Origin of the sequence: Amycolatopsis sp., assembly GCF_025464955.1 — a bacterium.
Classification (GTDB): Bacteria; Actinomycetota; Actinomycetes; order Mycobacteriales; family Pseudonocardiaceae; genus Amycolatopsis.
Genome location: NZ_JAODNM010000030.1, coordinates 238275 through 255738, shown reverse-complemented (window position 1 = coordinate 255738; position 17464 = coordinate 238275). Strand labels below are relative to the sequence as shown.

Below are 17464 nucleotides of genomic sequence, written 5' to 3'. Positions count from 1 at the left end.
GTGATCATCGATATGCACATGCACATCGACGACGTGCCATCGCTGGGCTGGGAGCTTTCGGCCGAGACCTGCGTCCGCAGTATGGACGAGGCCGGCGTGGACAGCGCCGCCGTGATGACCATCGTCGACCTGCCGGGCGGGGGGAACCCGGGCGCGATGGAGCTGATCGCGCAGGCGTGCGACGACTTTCCTGGACGGCTCTACGGGTTCATCCGGCTCAGCCCACGGTTTCTCACCGAATCGCTGGAACTGCTCGAGCGGGCCGTGACCAAGTTGGGCTTCCGCGGCCTGAAGCAGCATCCGGTATCCACGCTGACCCATCCGGCGCATCCGGACTCCATCGCGCTGGTCCGCGCGGCGGGCGAGCTGGGCGTGCCGACGCTGTTCCACTGCGGCGACGAACCGCTGACCACCCCCTTGTCGATCGCGCCCGCCGCGGCCGCCTGCCCGGACGCGAAGATCATCCTGGGGCACATGGGCGGCTACCGGCACGTCGACGAGGCGATCGACGTCGCCGAACGGCATCCGAACATCATCCTGGAGACCTCCGCCATGCCCTATCCCCACAAGATCCGCGAGGCGATCGACCGGGTCGGCGTCGAGCGGGTGATCTTCGGCAGTGACGGGCCGGTCTGCTCGCCCGCCTTGGAACGGCAGAAGGTCGTGCAGGCGGGGCTGACGGACGACGAGCTGGCGCTGGTACTCGGCGGCACCGCCGCCACCCTGTTGGGGGTGTCCTGATGAGCATCGACGCGCTGTGCTTTCTCGGCGTCTCACGGTTCGGTTACCGGCTCGGCGCCGACGACGCGCGCCGCGCACTCGACGCGGAGGGCATCACCACCGCCGTCGTCGCGCCGATGCACACCGCAGACCGGGACATGGCCAAGGCCAACGCGGAGCTCGCCCGGGTCGTGGCGGGCTCGGGTGGCCGGTTCGCCGGCATCGCGCGGGTCGATCCGTGGGACGGGGAGGCCGCTCTGACGGAGCTGACGCGCGCGGTCACCGAGGACGGCGCGCTTGCCGTCCTGCTCCATCCCGACGAGGAACACTTCCAGATCAACGACATCCGGCTGCGCCCGATCGCGGAACGCGCCGGCGAGCTGGGCGTTCCGGTGATCGTCGCGACGGGGTACCACTGCGTGTCCGAGGCAGTGCAGGTCGGCCGGTTCGCGTCGTGGTGCCCCGGCGTGCCGGTGATCATGACCAACGGCGGGCAGCTCAACATCTCCGGGCTCGGGCAGTTCGACGCCGAGCTGGCGCTGGCTCTGCCCAACGTCTACATCCTCACCAGTGGGGTCTATCGCGATGACTTCCTGGAGCGGGCGGTGAAGACCTTCGGCGCCGAGCGACTGCTGTTCGCCAGCGCCGCTCCCCAGTTCGAGTTCGGGTACGAACTGCGGCGGGTGCGCCAGGTGCACATCACCGAGGACGAACGAAAGCTGCTGCTGTCCGGCAACGCCAGACGGCTGTTCGGGCTTGAGGAGGCCGCATGACGGGCACTGGCGCACTGGCCGGCAGGACAGCACTGGTCACCGGTGCGGCGAGTGGTATCGGGGCGGCGATCGCCGAGGCGTTCGCCGCCGCCGGGGCCAGGCTGTGCCTGGCGGACCGGGCCGCGGGCGAAGGCCTTGAGGCCGTGCGGGACCGATGTGCCGCCTACGGACAGCACGTCGTGGACATCCACGCCGACGTCGCCGTCGAAGCCGATGTGCGTCGGCTCTTTGCCGAAGCGGCCGAGCGGCTCGGCACCATCGACGTGCTGGTCAACAACGCGGGCATCCTCACCGAGCGCCACGTCGCGGACCTGCCGGTGGCGTTGTTCGATGACATGATCGCGGTCAACCTGCGCAGCGTGTTCCTGTGCTCGCAGGCGGTCCTGCCGGGAATGCTCGAACTCGGCTTCGGCCGCATCATCAACATCGCCTCGCAGGTCGGCCAGAAGGGCGGCGCGGGCCTCGCGCACTACGCGGCGGCCAAGGCGGGCGTCATCGGGTTCACCAAGTCGCTGGCCCGGGAGGTCGGCGGCCGGGGCATCACCGCGAACTGCATCGCACCCGGCCCGATCATCACCCCGCTGGGCGGCGGGCTGTCCGAGGAGTGGACCGGCCCGCTGCTCGCGGGCCTGCCGCTCGGCCGGTTCGGTCACCCCGAGGAGGTCGCGCCGACCGCGGTGCTGCTCGCGAGCGACCCCGGCGGGAACCTCTACACAGGACAGACGCTGGGCCCCAACTCAGGCGACGTCATGTTCTGACCGGCTCACGGTCCCCGCCGGCAGTCCTCAAGCCGGCGGGGGCCGACAGGACGCGACGCTAAGTCGGCCAGGCGATGGTCAGGCCGCCGTCGACGACCAGGGTCTGGCCCGTGATGTAGCGGGCACCGCCGGAGAGCAGGAAGCAGACGACCTCGGCGACGTCGTCGGGAACCCCCACCCGCCCGAGAGGCACGCGCTCCGCCGATCGCACCAGGCCCGCTTCCCCCGCGGAGTTCACCGGGTCACGCGACTGCGGAGAGGCGATCACACCGGGCAGCACCGCATTGACCCGGATCCCGCGCGGTGCGAGTTCGAGCGCACTGCTGCGAACCAGGCCGAGCACCCCGGCCTTCGACGCGGCGTAAGGTGTATGCCCTGCCGAGCCCACTACACCACCGGCAATGCTCGAAACGCAGACGATCGCCCCGCCGTCCCCCATGACCGCGCTACCCGCCCGGATGGTGCGCATCACGCCGGTCAGGTCGATGTCGAGCAGGCGGTGCCACAGCTCGTCGGGAAGCTCGTCGAGCGGCTGGCGCTGGAGCACACCCGCATTGGCCACCACAGCGTCGAGACCACCAAACCGCTCGGCCGCCTCGGCCGCGGCCCTCGTCATCTGGTCGGTGTCGCGGACATCGGCCGGCAGGACGAAACCCTGCCCGCCCACCGCTTCCACGGCCCGCAGCGTCTCTTGTGGATCGTGCGGGTCACCCTCGAACGTGCCGATCGCCACCGGGGAACCGGTCCTGGCGAGCGCGACCGCGGTGGCTGCGCCGATCCCGCTCGCGGCACCGGTGATCAACGTCTTCATGGCATTCACGTCCTCACTGTTGCGCCGAGGGTCTGTCAGAGGTCACGGGTGGGACCGCGCCCGACGAGCCGTCCACGGCCTTGTCCGGCGACGACGGCGCCCTCGGAATACACCACCTCGCCGCGGCTGATCGTCTGCGCCGGGGCCCCGACCACGTCCCAGCCCTCGTAGAGGCTGTACCCGGCACGGCTCAGTCCCTGCGCGCCGACCACGGGGCGCCGCAGCTCCGGGTCCCACACGACGAGGTCTGCGTCACTGCCGACGGCGATCGTCCCCTTCTGCGGATACAGACCGAACAGCTTGGCCGCATTGGTGGAGGTCACCTCGATGAACCGCGACAGCGACAGCCGCCCCTTGCGGACCCCCTCGGAAAAGAGCACGGGCATCAGGGTTTCCAGCTCCGACATTCCGGGACGGGCGGTGTCGACCGTCAGCTCCGGGTCGAGCTTGTCGGCGAGCGTCCACGCCGCGTGGTCGGTGCAGCAGGTATCGACGTGACCGGCGGCCAGGCCGGCCCACAGCGCGTCCCGGTCCCTGGCGCCGCGCAGCGGCGGGTTGCCGACGAACAGCGGACCGTCCTCGCCGGCGAACTTCTCGTCGGTGAAGTACAGGTAGATGGGTCGGGTCTCGACGTACACGCGTTGTCCGCGGCCCCGGGCGGCGCGGGCCTCCGACAGCGCGCCTTCACTGCCGAGATGGACGATGTAGATCGGCGCGCCGACCGTCTCGGCGAAGGCGATCATCCGGCTGACCGCCACCTGCTCGGACCGGGTCGGGCGGCTCTCGCCGTAGTGACGAAGCCCGGTGCGGCCTTGCGCGCGCAGCTCCGCGGTGGCTTGTTCGATGACGCAGGAATCCTCGCAGTGCACCATCGTGAGCATGCCCTGCTTGCCGGCCTCGCCCAGTGCCTCGACGAACCCGGGCAGCTTCGTGTCGAAGTCCCCGATGCTCATGAAGATCTTGAGGCTCGTGTGGCCGAGCTCGGCGAGCCGGGCGATGTCGTTGGCGGTCTGCGCGTCCGGCTCCATCAACACGGGGTGGATCACGAAGTCGACGACGCTGTCCCTGGCCGCTTCGGCGGCCAGTCGCGCGACCAGCTCGGGCAGGCGTTCGGCCGGCCTGGGGAAACCGATGTTGCCGATCGTGGTCACACCGCCCGCCGCCGCGGCACGGGAGCCGCTGGTGAAGTCGTCCGCCCAGGGCACCGATTCCCCGTCCATTTCCACCGGCGACAGGTGCACGTGCATGTCCACTCCACCGGGCAGCACCAGCTTTCCGGTCGCGTCGATCTCCCGCTCGCCCGACATGTCACCACCGATCTGGGCGATCCGTCCGTCCGCGACCCCGATGTCGGCCACCGACTCGGCGCCGGCGGTGACCACCAGGCCGCCGCGCACCACGAGGTCGTATGCCGTGGTCATGATGCCTCCGCGAAGTGACAGGCCGCCCAGTGCTCGGGTCGGACTTCGCGCAACAGCGGGGTTTCCTCGGCACAGATGGACTCGGCCTTCCAGCAGCGGGTGCGGAACCGGCAGCCGGACGGCGGGTCGAGCGGGCTCGGCACCTCGCCACTGAGGACGATGCGTTCCCGACGGCCGGGGGTCTCGGCGCCGGGGACGGCGGAGAGCAGCGCCTGCGTGTAAGGCATCCGCGCATCCGCGTAGAGGTCCTCGGCCTTCGCCACCTCGACGAGCTTGCCCAGGTACATCACGCCGACCCGGTCGCTGATGTACTCCACGACCGACAGGTCGTGGGCGATGAACAGGTACGTGAGCCCGAAATCCGCCTGCAGCTCGCGGAGCAGGTTGAGCACCTGTGACTGGACCGACATGTCGAGCGCCGACACCGGCTCGTCGGCCAGCACGAACTTGGGCCGCAGGGCGAGCGCCCGGGCGATGCCGATCCGCTGACGCTGCCCGCCGCTGAACTCGTGCGGGTGGCGGTTCAGATGCTCCTCGCGCAGGCCGACGAGCGATGCGAGTTCGCGCACGCGGTGCGTGCGTTCCTCCTTCCCGACGGTGCCCTGCCAAACCAGCCCTTCGGCGATGATGTCCCGCACCTTCATCCGGGGATCGAGGCTGCCCAGCGGGTCCTGGAAGATGACCTGGAGGTCCTGGCGCAGGCGCTTGAGGTCACGGCCCTTGCGAGCCAGCACGTCCTTGCCCTCGAACAGCACCTCGCCGGCGTGCGCCTTCTCCAGGCGCACGACCGACCGGCCGAGGGTGGACTTGCCGCAGCCCGACTCGCCGACCAGGCCGAAGGTCTCGCCCCGGCGGATCGAGAACGAAACATCGTCGACGGCACGCACCCAGGACCGTCGGCCGAGTACGCCAGAGCGGGCGGGGTAATACGTCTTGAGGTTCCGGACGTCGAGCAGGACGTCGTCCTCGGTGCCGGTGTCGGTGTCGGTCATGGCCACACTCCTCATCGGTCGGCGGTGCCGGAGTACAGCCAGCAGGCGAGCTGGCGCCCGTCGCCGGCGTCCTCGAGTTCCGGTCGGGTCGAGCAGATGTCCATCGCCTTCGGGCATCGTGGCTGGAACGGGCAGCCGGGCGGCATGTGCAGCGGGTTCGGCACCGTGCCGCCGATCGTGTTCAGCTCGCGCCCCTTCATCGCCGGTGTCGGAATCGAGTCGAGCAGCCCCACGCTGTACGGATGTTTGGGGTCCTTCGTGATCTGAGCCACTGTCCCGCGCTCCATGACCCGGCCGCCGTACATGACGACGATCTCCTCGCAGATCTCCGCGACGACGCCGATGTCGTGGCTGATCAGCAGGACCGCGGTGTTGACGCGGCGTCGCAGGTCCCGGACGAGGTCGAGGATCTGCGCCTGGATGGTCATGTCGAGCGCCGTCGTGGGCTCGTCGAGGATGAGCAGGCTCGGGTCATTGGCGAGTGCCATCGCGATCGTGACGCGCTGGCGCATCCCGCCACTGAGCTTGTGCGGGTATTCGTCCACGCGGCGCTCGGGTGCGGGGATCCCGACCAGGGTGAACAGCTCCACCACACGCTCGCGGGCGTGGCGCCGGCTCAGCTTCTGGTGTGCCTGCAACGCTTCGGCCACCTGCTTGCCGACGGGGTAGACAGGGTTGAGCGCGCTCATCGGGTCCTGGAACACCAGCGCGAGATCCTTGCCCCGGATCGCGCGGAACTCGCGTTCGGACAACTCCGCGATGTCCCGGCCCTGGAACAGGATCCTCCCGCCGGCGTGGAACCCGGGTGCGCCCACCAGCCGCATGATCGACAACGACGTGACGCTCTTGCCCGAGCCGGACTCGCCCACGATGCCGACACTGCCGCCGGCAGGCACCGTGAAACTGACCCCGTCGACGGCGCGGACCAGCCCGGCCCGGGTCCGGAAGTGGGTCTGCAGGTCGTCGACCCGCAGCAGTACGTCGCTGATCATGACCGTACCGCCGGGCCTGCGCGCAGCCGGTCGAGCTCGTCCAGATTGGACAGTGCACGCTCGCGTGCACCGTCCTCGATCTCGTGGATCATCCGCACCACCTGCCGGGTCAGGGTCATCGGGAGACCGTGGGCGACGCCGATCTCGGCCACCGCGCCGATCTGGTGGTCCACTTCGGTCCGGCGCCTGCGGACCGCGAGGTCACGCCAGATTCCGCTGTGTGTCTTGCGATCCGCTTTCCGCCGCGCGACAAGCCGGTCCAGAGACACGGTGATGGCCGGCCAGTCCCGGGTTTCGCGGGGCACGTACAGCGAGGGTTCGACGTCGTCGAAACCGACCGGTTCGACCCCTTCCAGGGCGGCCGTTTCGTAGACCTCGGCAGCGAGGTCCACCACGAGCTCGCGGCGTGAGTCGATGACGTCGGCCATCGTCTCGTCGGTGAGCGCCGAACCGAACAGCACGTTGGCGTATCCCAGCTTTCCCCAGAGATAGCCCCAGATGTTGCCGGTGATCTCGACGGTGCCGAACGGCTGCAGCAGATCACGCAGCCGCGCGAGTCGCGGCGAGGCCGTGCCGTCCAGCTCGCCGAGCCGGACCGTGCCCGGCCCGCCGTAGGTGATCACCCCCGGCTCGAGGTAGTCGGCGGAGAAGTTCACCAGGCAGCCGACCGTTCGCTCCGCCCCGGCAAGACCGGCGATCGTCCGCTCACAAAGGCCGTTCTGCAGTGAGACGATCACGGAGTCCTCGTCCAGCAGGGGCAGCAGGGCCCGGACGGTGTCCTCGGTGTCCTGGGCCTTCACGGCAAGCAGCACGACGCCCAGCGGGCCGGTGAGCTCGCCGGGAGTGGCGGCGTCGACGGCCACGGTGAACGGGCCGCCGTAGCCCTCGATCCGCAGGCCCGTCTTCCGCATCGCGGCGACGTGCTCGGTGACTCTGTCGACGAGCCGCACGGCCACCCCGGCGCGGGTGAGATGGGCGCCGATCGTGCCACCGATCGCACCGGCGCCGACTACCGTGACCACGTCGGTCATCCCGCCACCCGGCGAACCTCGCCACCCTGCAGCACGAGCCTGACATCGTCCAAAGCGGACAGATTCGCCAGCGGGTCGCCACCGACCACGAGCACGTCGGCCGCCAGGCCCGCCCGCAGCGTGCCGAACTCACCGGCCACACCCATCGTCTCGGCCGCGGTGCCGGTGGCCGCGGCCAGTGCCTCGGTGCTCGACATGCCGATCCGCTCCAGCAACCTGATCTCCTCGGGCAGGCCGTCGAACGGGGTGAACCGCCACCCGGCGTCGGTCCCCGCGATGACGCGGACACCCGCCTGGTACAGCTGGGTGAACTGGTTCAGGTTGTCGTCGAGCATCGTCTGCCAGTGATCGAGGAACTCCTGCTCGGCAACGGTCAGCTCGGCTTTGGCCTGCATCTCCCGCACCGCGAAGGCGCCCACGGCGAGCGTGCTGGTGACGGCCACCCCGGCCTTGGCGACCTTGTCCGCGACGGCCGGGTCGAACTGCTGGTTGCCCGCTTCGTCCACGATGAACCCGGCATGCTCCAGCTGGTCGACTCCCGCCTCCACGGCGATCTCGATCGCCTCGGCACACAGGCAGTGGGCCGTCACCCGGCGGCCGAGCCGGTGTGCCTCGTCGACGATCGCATGCATCTCGGCGGGACTGAAGGACGGGCGGTAGGAGATGGTGTTGAGGGTGCCGCCGCCACTGGCCATCACCTTGATCGCATCCGCGCCGAGTTTGCACATCGAGCGGACCTTCTTGCGCAGCCCGTCCACCCCGTCGGCCTCGCCGCCCAGGTACCAGGTATGCCCGCCGGTGATGGTGATCGGCTGGCCGCAGGCCCGGATCCTCGGCCCGGTGCCGTGCCCCAGCTGCAGTGCGCGCCGCACGTCGAACACCGTGCTGTGCACACAACCGGTATCGCGGACGGTGGTGATGCCCGCCGCCAGCGCCTTGCCCGCGGACAACGTCGCGGTTGCGACCAGCACTCCCTCGGGCTCGGTCATGATCTCCTCGAGCAGCAGGCCGTTGCCCGGGAAGTTCAGGTGCACGTGCGAGTCGATGAGCCCCGGCAGGATGGTGCAGCCGGGCAGGTCGAACACCTCCGCGTCGGCGGGCACGAGTCCCTCCGGTGGCCGGCCCGCGAACACCCCGGTGATCTTCCCCTGGTCCAGGATCAGCACCGGGTCCGGCACCGGGGCGGCGCCGGTGCCGTCGACGAGCAGGTCCGCGTGAATGACGGTGGTCAAGGTCGGGCTCCGTTCCTTCGGATCACGTTCGGGCGGGTCACTTCGTCATCGAGGCGGCGCCGAAGTACTCGAAACCACCGCCGGAGTACTGCAAACCCGTCAGCTTCTTCGAGGTCATCACCAGGTCGACGTTCTCATGGATGGGCATCAGCACGGCCTGGTCCATGATGATCTTCTGCGCCTGCGCGTAGATGGACAGCCGCTTCGCCGGATCGGACTCCTGCTGGCCCTGGCTGATCAGCGCAGTCAGGGCCGGGTCGGTGAAGTGGCTCCAGTTGAAGTACTGGCCCGGCAGGAACCACAGGTGCAGTGCGTCGGGGTCGACCGCGATGTACTGCAGCGGGGTCAGCGACATGTTGCCCTGGATGTTGGCCGCCAGCCAGGCCGGCGTCGCGAGCTGGGTCACCGTCGCGTCCATCCCGACGGCCCGCAGATAGCCCTGAATCGCCTGGGCGATCAGCGGATACTCGGGCACCGAGGAGATCGCGGTGATGTTGATGGCCAGCGGTTTGCCGTCCTTCTGATAAATTCCGCCGACCTTCGTCCAGCCACCGGCTTGCAGCGTCGCCTCGGCCTTGGCGGGGTTGTAGGTGTACGAGTTCTCCAGCGACGAGTCATAACCCGTCATGCCCTTCTGCAACGGCGTGTTGCTCGGCGCGAAGACGCCGTCGTCGGCGACCTTGACGGCGCCGGCCTTGTCGACCGCATACATGATCGCCTTGCGCACGGCCGGGTCGCTGGTGGGCCAGCTGCCGGCGTTGATCGGCGAGAAGATGCCCATCCCGCTGATCGGGAACCGGACCGCGTTGTATTTTCCGCTCTTCTGCAGGGTGTTCCAGAAGATGCCCGGTGTCTCCTGCATGAAGTCCGATTGTCCACTTTGGAACTGGCTGACCCTGGACTGTGAGCTCGGCACGATCTGGAACGTCAGCTGCGCGATGTCCGGCGGTCCCGGGTGGCTGGTGGCCGCGGGACCCCACTGGTAACCCTCGTTGCGCTTGAGCACGACGCTCTGGTTGGGGGTGTAGCTGACGAAGGCGAACGGCCCGGTGCCGACGGGGTGCAGGCCCAGGTCCTTGCCGTACTGCTTGATCGCGGCCGGCGACTGCACGCCAAGGTAAGGCTCACCGAGCTGGGCGAGCAGCGGGGCGTAGGGCGTCGAGCAGGCAAGGGTGACGGTGAACTGCGCGGTTGCCTTCGCCGTGGTACACGGACCGAGCAGGCCTAGCGCGATGTTGGACTGCGTCGCCTTGTCGGTGATGTAGTTGACGTTGGCGACGACGGCAGCGGCGTCGAACGGCGTGCCGTCGTGGAACTTCACGCCCTGGCGCAGCGTGAACGTGTACGTCTTGTTGTCCGGCGAGACCTCCCACTTGGTGGCGAGGTCGGGCGTCACCTTGAAGTCCGGCGTGAGCCAGACGAGGGTGTCGAAGATGTTCGAGTCGATCGGGCCGACGTCGCGGTTGCCGGTCGTGGCCGGGTTCAGGGTGTCGACCGGTTCGGCCCAGCCCAGGGTGAGCTTGGCCGTCTTGTCGAGAGGGCCGGCGGCACCCGTGGAGGCACCGGATCCGCCGCAGGCGGCGAGTGCCGCCACCAGCAGCATCGAAAGTGCCGTCAACGGCACCGATTTCCGTGTGAACCTCACTTGCGGAACTCCTTAGCTGGAGGACGGATTTCGGGAGAGGGTGGGGTCGAGTTCGTCGCGCAGGCCGTCGCCGAGCAGGTTCACACCGACCACGAACAAAGCCAGAAAGACGCCGGGGAACACGGTGATCCACCAGGCGACCGTGATGTAGTTGGCGCCGTCGTTGAGGATCGCGCCCCATTCCGCGGTGGGCGGTTGCACGCCGAGCCCGATGAAGCCGAGCGCGGCGATCCAGAGCGCGGCGATGCCCAGCCACGACGTGGTCAGCACGATGATTCCGGACGCGACATTGGGCAGGATGTGCCTGCGGATGATCTGCCAGGGACCGGCGCCGAGTGTCACCGCCGCGTCCACATACGGCAGGTGGAGCACCTCGACCGTGGCGCCCTCGACCAGGCGGGCGTACACCGGCACGAGGATGACCGCGACCGCGATAACGCCGTTGGACAGCCCTGGCCCGAGCACGGCGGCGACAGCCAGTGCGAGCAGGATGCCGGGAAACGCGAGCAGCAGGTCGACCAGCCGCATGATGACGAACCCGGCCACACCACCGAAATACCCGGCCACGAGGCCGAGCGCGGTGCCGATCACCCCACCCAGCACCACCACGCACAGGCTCGCGATCATCGTTGTGCGGCCGCCGTAGAGCACTCTCGCGAGCAGGTCACGACCGAAGGAGTCGGCGCCCATCAGATGCGCCCCGGATGGGGACGCGAAGGCGGACAAGGGATCCTGTATGTCGGGGTCGGCGGAGGTCAGCAGCGGGGCGAGGAGCACCAGCGCCACCAGGACGAGACAGAGCACGGTGCCCGTAAACAGACTGCGGTGCCGCAGTGCCTGTAGTACCCGCCGCCGCCCCGATACCCCTGACGGGACCGGTTCGGCGGCAAGTCGCCCGTCCGGCTCCGGGGTGACGAGTGGTGCGATGTTCGGCTGCATGGCTTCTCCTTCCGCTACCGGTTCGCGACGCGGGGATCGAGCACGGGATAGAGCAGGTCGACCACGAAGTTGGTCAGCGCGTAGAACACCGCGATGATGAGTACGACCGCCTGCACCGTCAGGTAGTCCTTGGCCAGGATCGACTGCACCAGCAGACGCCCGATCCCCGGTCGCGAGAACACTGTCTCCACGAGCACCACGCCCGAGATCAGCTGGCCGACCTGCAAGCCGGTGATGGTCAGGATCGGCAGCAGCGCGTTGCGCAGGACGTGGCGGCGGAAGACCTGTGGACCGGTGATCCCCTTCGCCTGCGCGGTGATGACGTGGTTCTGCTGCTGGGCATTGATCACGCTGGAACGCACGAACCGCGCGTTGAAGCCGATGCTGCCCAGTGCGAGCGTCACCGCCGGCAGGACCAGTCCCTTGAGCGAGGTGCCACCGACCACGTCGAAGATCGGAATCTGTACCGCGAAGAGCAGGATCAGCAGCAGCCCCAGCCAGAAACTGGGAATCGACATACAGGTCAGCGCGAACCCCATGGCGACGGTGTCGGCCGCCCGGTTGCGTCGGAGCGCGGCCACGATGCCGATCAAGCCGCCGAAGACCAGCGACAGCGCGAGGCCGGCCACCGTCAGCTCGAGGGTGGCCGGGAAGTTCGCCGCCAGCAACGAGCCGACCGACTGCTGGCTGCCGTAGGAGTAACCGAAGTCCCCGTGCAGAACGCCGCCCACCCACCGCAGGTACTGCGCGGGCATCGACTCGTCGAGCCCGAGCTGCTGGTGCAGGCGGGCGACCAGCGCCGGGTCACCCGCGTTGGTGCCCAGCAGCGACAGCGCGGGATCGCCCGGGATCAGCCTGATGATCAGGAAGACGAGGATGCTGATGCCGATGGCGAGCGCGACGATGGAAAGCACCCTGCGCAGGACGTACACGCTCATGCCGGGTGGCCCCTCCCCGCCGCCGCGACACCATGCGGGCCGTCCGGCCGCAGCGCCGTGGTACCCGCGCGAGCCTCCAGCGCACTGGCGGCGTCGATGACGGCGTTCTCGCGCAGCGGCGCGCCAGCGAACTGGATCCCGGTGGGCAGCCCGTCCCGGCCGAGGCCGTTGAGGACGGAGATCGTCGGGGTTCCGGACAGCACACCGGCAAAGTTCAGTGGCCGCGGGAAAGCACCGGGGAGCATGTATTCGAAGTCCTCGCCGCGGCCGGTGGCCACCACGCCGAGGGTGGGCGCCACGAGCGCGTCGTAGCGGCCGGCGAGCTCGCCGAACTCGGTGGCGATCACGCGGCGAATGCGTTGTGCGCGCAGGTAGTCGTGCGCCGGCAGGACGGCACCGGCGAGCCGGTGGGTGTGTGCCTTCGCCGCGGTGAGCCCGCCGGTGCCGCCTGCCGCGATGAACTCGTCGAAGGCCGCATACGCCTCGGCACCGATCACGATCTCCGCCACGTCGTCGTAGGGCAGCTCCGGCAGTTCGACCTCTTCGATCGTGCCGATCTCCCCCAGCAGCGCCAAAGATCCCGCGAAGTTCGCCCGCACCTCGGGTTCCACGCCCTCATCGGCGCCGGCGACGACACCGAACCGGAACCCGTCGCGGCGAGGGCGCGCCCGGCGGTATTGGTAGCCCTCGCCGAGTGTCGAAGGGTCTCGCGGATCCGGTCCGGCGATGGCCTCCAGCACGAGGCCGCAGTCGTCGGCACAGCGGCACAGAGGCCCCAGCCGGTCCAGCGTCCAGCACAACGTCATCGCGCCGGCGCGGCTCACGCGGCCGTAGGTCGCGCGGAGCCCGGCCGTGCCCGTGAAGGCGGCAGGCAGCAGGATCGACCCACCGGTGTCGCTGCCGATCGCGAACGGAAGCACGCCCGCACCGACCACCGCGCCAGGCCCGCTCGACGAGCCGTTCGTCCATCTTCCGGTGTGCCAAGGGTTTCCGGGTGCGCCGGTGATCGACGCGTCGGGGTTGCCGTAGCCCATCCCGCCAGCCAGCTCGATGGTGGCCACCTTCGCGAGCAGGACGGCTCCGGCGTCACGCAGCTTGCGCGTCACCGTCGCCTCCTGCTCGAAACGCTGGTCCGGGAACGCACCCCAGGTCGTCGGCGCACCGGTGGCGCTGATGATGTCCTTGAGCCCGTAGGGAATTCCGTGCAGCGGCCCGCGATCCAAGCCGGCGCGCAGCTCTGTCTCGGCCAGTGCCGCCTCGCGGTACGCCACGTCCTCGGTCACGGTGACGACGGCGTTGAGCCGGCGGCCGATATCGTCGAGGCGCCGCAGGCACAGCTCGGTGAGCTTCGTCGGCGAGAGATCGCCCGCACGCAGCAGGGCGCCGAGCTCCCGGATGTTCAGGAAGGCGATTTCGTCCTTGGTCATCCGGGGAATCCGGCATTCACCGTGAACATCGGCTCCCGGTCGTTGGCGAGGGGAAACCGGTGCAGCCGTTCCGCCGCCGCCACCTGCGCCGTGACACAGATCCGGACCGCGTCCAACTGCGCCGGCGAAAGGGTCTCGCCGTGATAGAGCGAGACGATCCCGGCGAGCCGCCGGACGATCTCCGCGGACACCTCCGCGGTCGGCTGCGGGTACTTCGAGCCGCTGGTACTCCCGATCGGTCGCATGCGGGAAAACTAAGGCAAAGGTTTGCCTACGGCAATCCTCTCGTAGTAAATCGTTTGTTTCGTGAACCGCGCGGCCGAAACGAGCCGGAAACTTGTCGCCATCAGTGCACGACAGATGACCGGGGGTGACCGTCGGGAAACCGCGAAACTGCAGGTCAGAGACGCAGCCGACGCGCCGGCCTTGGTTCGGCGGCAGAGGCGCGCTCGACGAGGACCAGCGGATCCGACAGCAGCACATCGGTACCGGACCCGCCGTTGACCCGTTCGATCAGTGCGCGCACCGCGGCCGCGCCGAGCGCCTCCAGCGGCATACTCACGCTGGTGACCGGGACCTCGAGGTAACCGAGGCAGTCGTCCTCGTCGAAGCTGACGAGCGACATGTCCTCCGGCACCGACGCGCCCCGCTCCCGCAACGCCTTCATGGCGCCGAAGAGCTGGTTCAGGTTCCCGATTCCGATGGCCGTCGGCACGTCACGCCGGGCGAGCAGCCCCATCGTGGCGTCGTATCCGCCGGCCTCGGTGTCCTCGGCGTGCACGAAGGCAGCGGACATGCCGTGCTCAGCGCACAGCCGCCGGATCGCGGTCGTGCGGCGGTACACGGTGTCGATGGTCTTGAACCCGTCGAGCACGCCGAGCCGTCGGTGCCCGAGGCCGGACAGCCGTTCGACGAACAGGCGCATCGCCTTTTCCTCGTCCATCACGACGTTGTTGCCCGGCCGCGGGCCGCGCCGATTGAGGTAGACGTGCGGCACGGTGGGCGTACGGGACCGTTCGCCGGCCGACCGCTGGGCGGTCGCGATCAGCAGCCCGTCCGCCCTGCTCTCCTCGACGAGGTACTGGTAATCCGCCGGAGGACGGGCATGGTCCGGCGGCTCCTCGAGGATCATCACGACCTGGCCGCCATCAACCGCGGCCTGGAGCGCACCGCGCTGGATGCTCGCCCAGATCGGGTTGCGCAGCAGGGGAACGACCATGGCCAGCGCCCCGGTGCGAGCCTGTTTCAGGCCTCTGGCCATCGCGTTGGGGCGGTATCGCTGGCGCCGAGCGGTGGCCAGGATGCGATCGCGTGTCTCCGGCCTGATCGAGAGACTCGCGTCGTCGTTGAGCACCCGCGAAACCGTCGAAACGTGCAGGCCCACAGCCTCCGCGATATCGGCCAGGCGTGGGCGCCGGTTCTCGGAACCCTTACCCCCGTGGTTAATGGCCGGATTCTCCCCACTGTGCACGCGGACACGCGGGCCGGACGCCGATCGGCGGCCGCCATCGGAGCGAGAAAGCGCATGTCACGTCGTGACTGTACAAGACCGGACTGAATGGTCGATACCGTCTTACCCGAGCGACCGGGTCACGTCGCTGTCCATAGGGGATCGTCACCGCCGCACAGTGCCGACTCCACCCACGCGGCGGCGGCCAGAAGGGCCATGTCGGTACCGGGCGGTGACGACAGCTGCAGCCCGACCGGCAGGCCGCCGGAGCCGCGGCCACAGGGCAGGACCAGGGCCGGATCCCCGGTGAGGTTGAAGATCCCGGTGAACTGGCCCTCCGCGGCGCCTTCCGGCGTGTCGACCGGCGGCGTCGTGACCGGCGCTACGAACGGAGCCGCCGGAGTCAGCAGGACGTCGATGCCGGCGTAGACCTCGGTCGCGGCGGGCAGCAGCCGTGCCCTCGTCGCGACCGCGGCCTCGTACGTTTCCTCGCGGATCTCCGCGGCGGAACGCAGCAACCGCAGGGTTTCCGGACCGTAGTGACCTGGCCGCTCCCGCACTCGCGCGCCGTGGACCTGCCACGCCTCGAACAGCAGAATGGCAGAGAAGGTCTCCTCCAGCTCCGCGAAGACCGATCCGTCCACGTCCTCGACCGTGCAGCCGGAGTCGCGCAGGCGCGCCGTCGCAGCCCGCACCGCGCCGGCCACGTCGTCTTCGACCGCCGGGTGCGCCAGCTGACCGGGGACGACGCCGATCCGGAGCGGGCCGGCCGGCGGAGCGGCCTGCCTGGACGTCAAGGCCGAGAAGACCTGGTTGGTGGTGGCGAGATCACGGGCGAGCAGGCCGACGTGGTCGAGTGTCGGCGCGAGCGGTTCGATCCCGTCGAGTGGCAGCGCACCGTGGCTCGGCTTGAACCCGACCGTCCCGCAGTAGTGGGCGGGCAACCGGATCGAACCCCCGGTGTCCGTGCCGAGCGCTACCGGGCACACTCCGGCACCGACCAATGCCGCGGAACCGCCGCTCGATCCACCCGCGGTCCGGCCCGGATGGTGCGGGTTCATCGCTTCCGGCAGCTCGGGATGGACCGCGCCGGCGGCGTATTCGAGCAGCGAGGCAGCCACGAAGACGTCCGCGCCCGCTGTCCGAAGTCTGGTGATGATCTCGGCGTCGGCCGCGGCGGGCACGGTGACCGCGGGATTGCCGTTGCCCCGCTGGTGTCCCGCGATGTCGATCATGTCCTTCACGGCGACCTGGACCCCGTGCAGTGGCCCCGAAGATGCCCGCCGGGGTGCGGGGAACACCTCGACGACCGCGCCTAGGGGGCGGCCGAGCCGCTCCGCCCGTTCGGTGGCCGCGAGCAGCTCCAGGTTCGCGACCTCACAGGTGCGTTCACCGCGCTCGATCGCCTTGATGAGTGCCCCGGTGTAGGTGGTCAGCGGCCCGTCGAGGTCACGAAGGAGCTCGTCCACCTCGGTTTTGCGGTGGCGGATCATCAAGTCCCGGTAGACGCCGCTGTGCGACTTGGCGCTCGCGCGGTTGAACGCGACCAACCGGTCGAGCGAGCCGGGCAGGTCCTGCGGGTCGAACCCGTCGAACCCCTCCGGTTTCACCGGCGCCTGAGCGAGAACCTCCCGCGCCAGCGCGAGCATCAGCGGCCGCCACCGCGGCCCCTCCAGGGTGTCGGCGATCGACAGGTCGGAGACCGCGCCCGCGTAGAGCATGGCTCCGTAAGCTTCCTTGCCCCATAAGAAGCCCAAAATATTGTCCGTGGGCTGGGCGTACGGCAGCGCTTCGGCGAGCTCGGTCAGGCGCGGGGTGATCTCCCCCGTCAGCTCCCCCAAGCGAAAGGTGCCGACGTTTCCTTGCATGATCCGGCCCGGACCGAGTACATCCGCCCCGAAGTTGACAAAGCCGACGATCAGACGAGCCTGCCCCACCACGTCGGAAAGCGTATTCGCGGTCAGCCCGTTCTGGAAACTGACCACGTAGCCCGTCGGCGACAGCCGGTCGCGGAGCAGCTCCGCGGCCTGCGCGGTGTGCTGGCTCTTCACCGCGACCGCGACATGGTCCAAGCCACCGGGCAGGTCTTCCGGGGTGACCGCTCGCGCGGGCACGGTGAAGTTCTCGACCGGACCTTCGATGGTCAGCCCGCCGGCGTTGATCGCCGCGACGTGCGCGGGATCCGCGTCACACAGCAACACCTCGTGACCGGACCGGATCAGATGAGCGCCGATGGTGCCGCCGATCGCGCCGGCGCCGATGATCGTCAATCGCATGGGCCCGCCTCGGGGTCGTTCCCCGCTCTGGGCGAGGGTTCCGAAATCGACACTACCCA

16 protein-coding genes are annotated in these 17464 nt (G+C 69.3%); 3 read left to right on the top strand and 13 right to left on the bottom strand.

Going from position 1 to position 17464, the window contains the following annotated elements; all coding sequences use genetic code 11:
- Genes JWQ81_RS05960 through JWQ81_RS05950 form a run of 3 tightly spaced genes read left to right on the top strand, consistent with a single transcriptional unit; the run spans position 1 to position 2251 of the window.
- Positions 1–741: an amidohydrolase family protein gene (locus tag JWQ81_RS05960; RefSeq protein WP_297538361.1), complete on the top strand. Its 741-nt coding sequence runs from the start codon at positions 1–3 to the stop codon at positions 739–741.
- Positions 741–1493 (top strand): amidohydrolase family protein, encoded by a 753-nt coding sequence (locus JWQ81_RS05955; RefSeq protein ID WP_297538359.1) that lies wholly within the window; start codon positions 741–743, stop codon positions 1491–1493. The genes JWQ81_RS05960 and JWQ81_RS05955 overlap by 1 nt, the downstream gene beginning before the upstream one ends.
- Entirely contained in the window at positions 1490–2251 is a 762-nt protein-coding gene (locus tag JWQ81_RS05950; protein WP_297538357.1) for an SDR family oxidoreductase, read from the top strand. The genes JWQ81_RS05955 and JWQ81_RS05950 overlap by 4 nt, the downstream gene beginning before the upstream one ends.
- Positions 2252–2309: 58 nt before the next feature.
- Here JWQ81_RS05950 and JWQ81_RS05945 read toward each other — a convergent pair whose 3' ends face one another.
- The 13 genes from JWQ81_RS05945 to JWQ81_RS05885 all read right to left on the bottom strand — a co-directional run bounded on the left by JWQ81_RS05945 (position 2310) and on the right by JWQ81_RS05885 (position 17405).
- Positions 2310–3062 carry an SDR family NAD(P)-dependent oxidoreductase gene (locus JWQ81_RS05945; protein WP_297538355.1) on the bottom strand — a complete coding sequence of 251 codons (753 nt, stop codon included), beginning with the start codon at positions 3060–3062 and terminating at the stop codon, positions 2310–2312.
- Between the two features lie 35 nt (positions 3063–3097).
- The gene (locus JWQ81_RS05940) at positions 3098–4483 is read right to left on the bottom strand and encodes an amidohydrolase family protein (RefSeq protein ID WP_297538353.1); all 1386 of its coding nucleotides are present in this window, start codon (positions 4481–4483) and stop codon (positions 3098–3100) included.
- The gene (locus JWQ81_RS05935) at positions 4480–5475 is read right to left on the bottom strand and encodes an ABC transporter ATP-binding protein (RefSeq protein ID WP_297538351.1); all 996 of its coding nucleotides are present in this window, start codon (positions 5473–5475) and stop codon (positions 4480–4482) included. The genes JWQ81_RS05940 and JWQ81_RS05935 overlap by 4 nt, the downstream gene beginning before the upstream one ends.
- An 11-nt stretch (positions 5476–5486) precedes the next feature.
- Positions 5487–6467: an ABC transporter ATP-binding protein gene (locus JWQ81_RS05930; protein ID WP_297538349.1), complete on the bottom strand. Its 981-nt coding sequence runs from the start codon at positions 6465–6467 to the stop codon at positions 5487–5489.
- Positions 6464–7498, bottom strand: coding sequence for a ketopantoate reductase family protein (locus JWQ81_RS05925; protein ID WP_297538347.1), 1035 nt, complete (start codon positions 7496–7498; stop codon positions 6464–6466). The genes JWQ81_RS05930 and JWQ81_RS05925 overlap by 4 nt, the downstream gene beginning before the upstream one ends.
- Positions 7495–8730, bottom strand: a complete 1236-nt coding sequence (locus tag JWQ81_RS05920; RefSeq protein ID WP_297538344.1) for an amidohydrolase family protein — start codon at positions 8728–8730, stop codon at positions 7495–7497. The genes JWQ81_RS05925 and JWQ81_RS05920 overlap by 4 nt, the downstream gene beginning before the upstream one ends.
- Before the next feature lie 37 nt (positions 8731–8767).
- The gene (locus JWQ81_RS05915) at positions 8768–10375 is read right to left on the bottom strand and encodes an ABC transporter substrate-binding protein (protein WP_297538342.1); all 1608 of its coding nucleotides are present in this window, start codon (positions 10373–10375) and stop codon (positions 8768–8770) included.
- 12 nt (positions 10376–10387) lie between these two features.
- Positions 10388–11314, bottom strand: coding sequence for an ABC transporter permease (locus tag JWQ81_RS05910; RefSeq protein WP_297538340.1), 927 nt, complete (start codon positions 11312–11314; stop codon positions 10388–10390).
- Positions 11315–11328: 14 nt separating this feature from the next.
- A complete protein-coding gene (locus JWQ81_RS05905) occupies positions 11329–12252 on the bottom strand; it encodes an ABC transporter permease (protein WP_297538338.1) in 924 nt (307 codons plus the stop codon).
- Complete coding sequence (locus tag JWQ81_RS05900; protein ID WP_297538336.1) at positions 12249–13679, bottom strand: amidase; 1431 nt, start codon at positions 13677–13679, stop codon at positions 12249–12251. The genes JWQ81_RS05905 and JWQ81_RS05900 overlap by 4 nt, the downstream gene beginning before the upstream one ends.
- Positions 13676–13924 carry a hypothetical protein gene (locus JWQ81_RS05895; RefSeq protein ID WP_297538334.1) on the bottom strand — a complete coding sequence of 83 codons (249 nt, stop codon included), beginning with the start codon at positions 13922–13924 and terminating at the stop codon, positions 13676–13678. Before JWQ81_RS05895 ends, JWQ81_RS05900 begins: the two co-directional genes overlap by 4 nt.
- A 155-nt stretch (positions 13925–14079) precedes the next feature.
- Complete coding sequence (locus JWQ81_RS05890) at positions 14080–15150, bottom strand: LacI family DNA-binding transcriptional regulator (RefSeq protein WP_297538332.1); 1071 nt, start codon at positions 15148–15150, stop codon at positions 14080–14082.
- A 119-nt stretch (positions 15151–15269) separates the two neighbouring features.
- Positions 15270–17405 (bottom strand): amidase family protein, encoded by a 2136-nt coding sequence (locus JWQ81_RS05885; RefSeq protein ID WP_297538331.1) that lies wholly within the window; start codon positions 17403–17405, stop codon positions 15270–15272.
- Between the last annotated feature and the right edge of the window lie 59 nt (positions 17406–17464).